Genomic DNA, 6,741 nt, shown 5'->3' with positions numbered 1-6,741 from the left:
GCACTCTTAGCTCAGTTGGTAGAGCAACTGACTCTTAATCAGTGGGTCCAGGGTTCGAATCCCTGAGGGTGTACAAAGATTATTAAAAGGAGAACTTAAAAAGTTCTCCTTTTTTGTTTTGTTGAGAGTCTTTTGTTGTTACAGTTCAGTTGTGGGAATAAAAAATGGGACAGTCCGAAAAAATACCGCTACTCAAAGCTATATTCGGCTTTGGGCAGCGGTATTTTTATAGTGTAACTACTGTCTGTTAGAACTTGAAGAAGTTCTTGGCATTGTTGTAGCTGATATCTTCAATCATTTGGTTTACACGATCCATTTCAGATGCCGGAATTTCTCCGTTTTCTACGTCGCGTCCTACCAGGTTACACAATGTACGGCGGAAATATTCATGACGCGGGTAGGATAGGAAGGAACGAGAGTCTGTCAACATACCTACGAAGCGGCTCAAAAGACCGAGTACTGACAAAGCATTCATTTGTTTTTCCATACCATCTTTTTGGTCAAGGAACCACCATCCGGAACCAAATTGGATTTTTCCCGGGATAGAACCATCCTGGAAGTTACCCAGCATTGTTGCAATCACTTCGTTAGCGCATGGGTTCAAGTTGTAGAGGATTGTTTTAGTCAATTTGCCATTAGTGTTCAGGCGATCAAGGAATTTAGCCATTGCTTTGGCAGTTGTGAATTCACCGATAGAATCGAAACCTGTATCAGCACCCAGTAATTTAAACATCTTCGTGTTATTGTTACGAATAGCGCCGTAATGGAATTGTTGGGTCCATCCTTTTTCCCAGTCCATTTCACCGAAGATCACAAGCATTGCCGATTTGAATTTCAGAATTTCTTCCTTGGTCAATTCTGCACCACCATATACCTTATTAAAGATGGCTTTGATTTCAGCATCTGTGTAATCTTCTGCGTAGAATTCTTCAATACCATGGTCAGACAGACGGCAGCCTTGTTCTGCGAAGAAGTCATGACGTTTGCGCAAAGCAGCGATCATGTCATCAAAGTTAGAGATGGTAACACCGCTTACCTCTGCCAGTTTTTCTACATAACTGCGGAAATCTGCAGGAACTTCTACAGCCATAGCCTTATCAGGACGCCATGTTGGTAACATCTTGATTTCAAATCCGCTTTCGCGTGTTTTGATATGATATTCCAATGAATCGATAGGATCATCCGTTGTGCAAACAGTTTCTACATGATAACGACGCATCATTCCACGAGCTGAATATTCGGGTTGAGCCAGTTTCTCGTTACATTCATCGTAAATTTCACGTGCGGTTTGTGGATTCAATATTTTATTGATACCAAATGCAGTTTTCAGTTCGAGATGAGTCCAGTGGTATAATGGATTGCGGAAAGTGTAAGGTACTGTTTCCGCCCATTTTTCAAATTTTTCCCAGTCTGTAGTATCTTTTCCCGTACAGAAACGTTCGTCTACACCGTTTGTACGCATTGCACGCCATTTGTAGTGGTCACCGCCCAGCCAGATTTCAGTCAGTGATTTAAACTTGTAGTCGTCAGCTACCATTTGAGGGATAAGGTGACAGTGATAGTCGATAATCGGCATTTTAGCCGCATGCTCGTGATACAACTTTTGCGCAGTTTCTGTTTGCAGCAAGAAGTTTTCGTCCATAAAGTTCTTCATTATTACTGTGTTTTAAGTATATAAAATTATTACTTTCTGTATTTATACCTATATAGTATTGATTTTAAAGCTAATAGGCGTAAATCTCGTTTTAGTTTTATTAACCGTTATCGAACACAAAAATAGAAAATTTACTTGGAGTAACAAAATAATTCGTATATTTGCAGCGATTATTTATAATATTTAAGTTTTAGCACTATGGAGGACCAGAACTATACCATTAAAGACATTGCCCGTATGGCCGGTGTTTCCGCCGGAACGGTTGACAGGGTGTTGCACAATCGCGGTGACGTGTCTCCCAAAAGCAAAGCCAAAGTACAAAAGGTGTTGGATGAGATTCATTATCAGCCCAATGTGTTTGCTATCGGTTTGGCTGCTAAAAAGAAATATTCTTTCCTCTGTTTGATACCTTATTATATAGAGCATGATTATTGGCATTCGGTAGTAGGGGGGATTGAGCGTGCCCGGCAAGAGTTGCGTCCTTTTAATGTGAGTATAGATTATCTGTGCTATCACCATGGGGATGAGAAGAGTTATCAGGAAGCCTGCCTTTCCATAAAAGAAAAGAATGTGGATGCGGTATTGATTTCTCCGAATTTTCGGGAAGAGACACTGGCGCTGACAGCCTATTTACAGGAAAATAAGATTGCTTATGCTTTTGTCGATTTCAATATGGAAGAAGCGAAAGCATTGACATATATCGGGCAGGATTCATATAAGAGCGGATATATCGCAGCGAAAATATTGATGCGCAATTATTCGGCAGGAGAAGGCCAGGAGTTGGTTTTGTTTTTAAGTAACAATAAAGATAATCCGGCTGAAATACAGATGCAACGTCGCTTGAACGGTTTTATGAGTTACATTGCCGAAGAATATAATAACTTGGTAATCCACGAGGTAGTACTCAATAAATCCGATCAGGAAAGTAACCAACAGACATTAGATGAGTTTTTTGAGGCACATCCAAAGGCTTTACTGGGAGTTGTATTTAATTCCAGAGTGTATCAGTTGGGAGAGTATCTTCGCCATGCGGGACGTAGCATGAAAGGATTGATAGGATATGACCTTCTGAAAGCAAACGTAGATTTATTAAAATCCGGTGATGTGCATTATTTAATCGGGCAACGTCCGGGTTTGCAAGGATATTGCGGGGTGAAGGCGTTGTGCGACCATGTCGTGTTTAAGAAGTCTGTTGAACCTGTAAAATATATGCCTATTGATATCCTGATAAAGGAAAACATTGATTTTTATTTTGAATTTGTATAATATCAACTTTATAAATTACAACTAACATGAAAGCGTTAAACAAAGAAACTGCTCCTAAAACACAACGTCCGGAGCGTATTATCCAATTTGGCGAAGGTAACTTTTTGCGTGCATTTGTAGATTGGATTATTTATAACATGAACCAGAAAGCTGATTTCAACAGCAGTGTAGTAGTGGTTCAACCGATTGATAAAGGGATGGTCGATATGCTGAATGCACAAGATGATCTTTATCATGTAAACCTTCAAGGATTGGATAAAGGAGAGGCGGTTAACAGCTTGACAATGATTGATGTAATCAGCCGCGCTTTAAACCCATATACTCAAAATGACGAGTTTATGAAGTTGGCAGAGCAACCTGAAATGCGTTTTGTTATTTCAAACACTACAGAGGCTGGTATTGCTTTTGATCCGGCTTGTAAACTTGAAGATGCTCCTGCTTCATCTTATCCGGGTAAGCTGACTCAATTACTGTATCATCGTTTTAAAACATTCAATGGTGATAAGACAAAAGGTTTGATTATTTTCCCTTGCGAGCTTATTTTCCTGAATGGTCATAAGTTGAAAGAAACAATTTATCAATATATTGAATTGTGGAACCTGGGAAACGAGTTTAAAACTTGGTTTGAAGAAGCTTGTGGTGTATATGCAACATTGGTAGACCGCATTGTTCCGGGATTCCCACGCAAGGATATTGCTGCTATCAAAGAAAAACTGCAATATGATGATAATCTGGTTGTTCAGGCTGAAGTTTTCCATTTGTGGGTGATTGAAGCTCCGCAGGAAGTTGCAAAAGAGTTCCCGGCTGACAAGGCAGGCTTGAATGTATTGTTTGTACCGTCAGAAGCTCCTTATCACGAACGTAAGGTTACTTTGTTGAATGGTCCGCATACTGTTCTTTCTCCGGTTGCTTATCTCTCGGGAGTGAATATTGTGCGTGATGCTTGCCAGCACGAAGTGATTGGTAAATATATCCACAAAGTAATGTTTGACGAACTGATGGAAACTTTGAACTTGCCGAAGGATGAGTTGGAGAAATTTGCAAATGATGTATTGGAACGCTTCAACAATCCGTTCGTGGATCATGCAGTAACCAGCATCATGCTGAATTCTTTCCCTAAATACGAAACTCGTGATTTGCCGGGATTGAAGACTTATCTGGAACGTAAAGGTGAACTTCCTAAAGGACTGGTGCTTGGTTTAGCTGCTATCATTACTTATTATAAAGGTGGTGTACGTGCTGATGGTGCTGAAATTGTTCCGAATGATGCTCCTGAAATCATGAACCTGCTGAAAGAACTTTGGGCAACAGGTTGCACAAAGAAAGTTGCCGAAGGTGTTCTGGCTGCAGATTTTATCTGGGGAGAAGATTTGAATAAGATCCCGGGATTGACAGAAGCCGTAAAAGCTGATTTGGATTCTATCCAGGAAAAAGGAATGCTTGAAACTGTGAAAGGTATTCTGTAATTAGAAGACTAAATAAAAAATAGCGCCACTTGTTCAGAGAACAGTGGCGCTATTTTTTATTATCAGTTATTTATAGTTCTTGTTCAGCCGTATGCAAAATAAATGTAGTAGCTCCAATTGTCACAATAGCGCCATCTTCAATACGTACACGGTCTTTATCTCCCAGAATTTCATTCATAAGGAAAGTGCCTGTGAGGCTAGGAGCATCTCGTAATGTGTAGACTAGCTTTCCTTGCTTATTACGCTTTATATTAATGATGCAATGGCGTCGATCCATGCTCATATCACCGCTTTCAATGGGAGTATTAATGTTTGTTCCTACGCAACGGCGGCCTATGACATTGTCACCTTCCTGCAAGGGAAGTAACTGTTTAAAACCAAATACATTTTCGATTACAGTGATATATCCGAACTCTTCTTTATGAGATTCAGCTTCTTCTTCCAGGTTTTCTTCCTTTCTAAGAGCCTTAACTTTACTTTTTCCTAGCCGGATACTGAATTGCTTGCCACAATGTTCGCATTCAAATACCAGTGATTGGCCTTCACTATACTTGGTTTCATCAAAATAAAGATAATTCTCACATTTAGGACAAAGAACTCGTTTCATGCTTTTTAAAAGGGATTTTTATTTAGCCAGTAACCAGGCATTCTTATAAGTTTCGTTTTTTCTTAGCTCAAGTAATTGCTTGGTCGCTTCATCACGGTTGTTGAATGAACTGATACTGACACGTACTTTGCCATCAGTGTTCAGAGCTTTTGCATCTGTAAATCCTTTTGATTTTAATTGGTTCGCAATAACTTCTGCATCTTTCAAGCTGATTCCTCCTGCCACTATGATATGAAAAGGATGATTTACACTTTCTTGAGATTTCACTGCAGGAGCAGGAGCCGCTGTTTCCTGTTTTACCACTTTCACTTCTCTTACTGCGATCGGTTTGGAAGTCTTAGCTTTATCCGTTGTATGCTTTTTAGCAGAAGAAGTTTTGGTTGAAGCGGAAGAAGCAGAAAGCTTCTTTGCTTGTTGCGCAGCATCGTTCTTAACATAAACAGGAGTTACTGCAACCGATTGCTTTTCTATTTGCTCAAAAAGCTCGCTGGGCAATAACTGTGCATAATTGTTCTTTTGAACGTCGGTATTCTCTACCGGAGTTGAAAAGGCAAAGAACAGTACGATGGCAGCAATCATTGCTGCAGCATTGCGGAGATACGCGCGGTTGATACTAATTTCAAAAGTCTTCTTTTCCTTTTCCTGATAAGTCGGTACCAATACTTTTTCTTTCTGTTGCAGAGCCGAAAGTTCATGTATTTCAAAAGAGTCGAGACCATATAATGAAGGAGTTGTTATCTTATAATCATAAGGAACGAACTCGTAGTTACCATAAATATTATAATGAATCTCGCCTATATTATCCAGATGGGCTTTCCCTTCTTCATGAAGGAGACCGATAAATTCGTTTACTTCTTTTTCTACTATACGGCTGGCGTCAGCAAAACTTGTGTCGTATACTGACATATAAGATTGCACCAATATGCCGTCATTTAGTTTTAATTGAGGATTAAAACCGATTGTACGGGTAGGAGGTAAAAATATATTTTCTTCCTTTACGCGGGTTGCGGGCGAATAATGCGCTACAAAACCACCAAATCCCGGAACAATGACGCAGTCGTTTTCCAGTAGTAAAGTCTCTATATGTTGTGCCAATTCAATCATGTCTGCAAAATTAAGAGATAAATTGAATATATCCCAGAAAACTTCGAAAAATTCACTACTTTTGCATCGTTTTATTTATCACTATCAATAATGAACTATATACAGACAGAAATAGACGGAGTATGGCTGATTGAGCCTAGAGTTTTCTCCGATGAACGGGGCTATTTTATGGAAGCCTATAAGAAAGAAGAGTTTGAAGCCAATATTGGTCCCGTAAACTTTATACAGGACAACGAGTCGAAATCGTCTTTTGGTGTATTGCGCGGATTGCACTATCAAAAAGGAGAACATAGTCAGGCGAAATTGGTTCGTGTTCTTAAAGGAGAAGTGCTGGACGTTGCCGTTGATTTGCGTAAATCATCGCCTACGTTTGGAAAGCATGTTTGTGTATTGCTTAGTGAAGAAAACAAGAGACAATTTTTTATTCCCCGCGGTTTTGCTCATGGATTTGCAGTTTTGAGTGAAGAAGCTGTTTTTACATATAAGGTAGATAACAAGTATGCTCCGCAGGCAGAAGCCTCTATTTTATATAATGACGAAACATTGGGGATCGACTGGCCGTTGGCAGAGTCGCAAATGTTACTATCTGCGAAAGACAGAGAGGGAACTGCTTTCAAAGACGCCGTTTATTTTGAATGAATTTC

Annotated in this window: 6 protein-coding genes and 1 tRNA gene; 4 read left to right on the top strand and 3 right to left on the bottom strand. The window is 39.7% G+C overall.

Going from position 1 to position 6,741, the window contains the following annotated elements; all coding sequences use genetic code 11:
* A tRNA-Lys gene (locus AAHJ11_RS20535) sits at nucleotides 1-73 on the top strand.
* A gap of 174 nt (nucleotides 74-247) precedes the next feature.
* On the opposite strand, the gene uxaC is transcribed toward AAHJ11_RS20535, so the two are convergent.
* Complete coding sequence (uxaC, locus tag AAHJ11_RS20530) at nucleotides 248-1,654, bottom strand: glucuronate isomerase (RefSeq protein ID WP_148366650.1); 1,407 nt, start codon at nucleotides 1,652-1,654, stop codon at nucleotides 248-250.
* 198 nt (nucleotides 1,655-1,852) lie between these two features.
* Between uxaC and AAHJ11_RS20525 the strand changes: the two genes are divergently transcribed.
* Entirely contained in the window at nucleotides 1,853-2,920 is a 1,068-nt protein-coding gene (locus AAHJ11_RS20525; RefSeq protein WP_195650291.1) for a substrate-binding domain-containing protein, read from the top strand.
* Between the two features lie 26 nt (nucleotides 2,921-2,946).
* Complete coding sequence (locus AAHJ11_RS20520; RefSeq protein WP_004295900.1) at nucleotides 2,947-4,386, top strand: tagaturonate reductase; 1,440 nt, start codon at nucleotides 2,947-2,949, stop codon at nucleotides 4,384-4,386.
* A 70-nt stretch (nucleotides 4,387-4,456) separates the two neighbouring features.
* Here the strand turns inward: AAHJ11_RS20520 and AAHJ11_RS20515 are convergent, their stop codons facing one another.
* Both AAHJ11_RS20515 and AAHJ11_RS20510 read right to left on the bottom strand, forming a co-directional pair.
* Nucleotides 4,457-4,993, bottom strand: coding sequence for an FHA domain-containing protein (locus AAHJ11_RS20515; protein WP_217722865.1), 537 nt, complete (start codon nucleotides 4,991-4,993; stop codon nucleotides 4,457-4,459).
* 18 nt (nucleotides 4,994-5,011) lie between these two features.
* Nucleotides 5,012-6,097: an SPOR domain-containing protein gene (locus tag AAHJ11_RS20510; RefSeq protein WP_413580068.1), complete on the bottom strand. Its 1,086-nt coding sequence runs from the start codon at nucleotides 6,095-6,097 to the stop codon at nucleotides 5,012-5,014.
* A gap of 90 nt (nucleotides 6,098-6,187) precedes the next feature.
* Between AAHJ11_RS20510 and rfbC the strand changes: the two genes are divergently transcribed.
* Nucleotides 6,188-6,736 carry a dTDP-4-dehydrorhamnose 3,5-epimerase gene (gene rfbC, locus AAHJ11_RS20505; protein WP_004303149.1) on the top strand — a complete coding sequence of 183 codons (549 nt, stop codon included), beginning with the start codon at nucleotides 6,188-6,190 and terminating at the stop codon, nucleotides 6,734-6,736.
* The last annotated feature ends 5 nt before the right edge of the window (nucleotides 6,737-6,741 follow it).

Origin of the sequence: Bacteroides sp. 90-K9/2 (assembly GCF_047310725.1) — a bacterium.
GTDB classification, from domain to species: domain Bacteria; phylum Bacteroidota; class Bacteroidia; order Bacteroidales; family Bacteroidaceae; genus Bacteroides; species Bacteroides vicugnae.
This window is presented reverse-complemented; position numbering and strand designations above follow the sequence as displayed.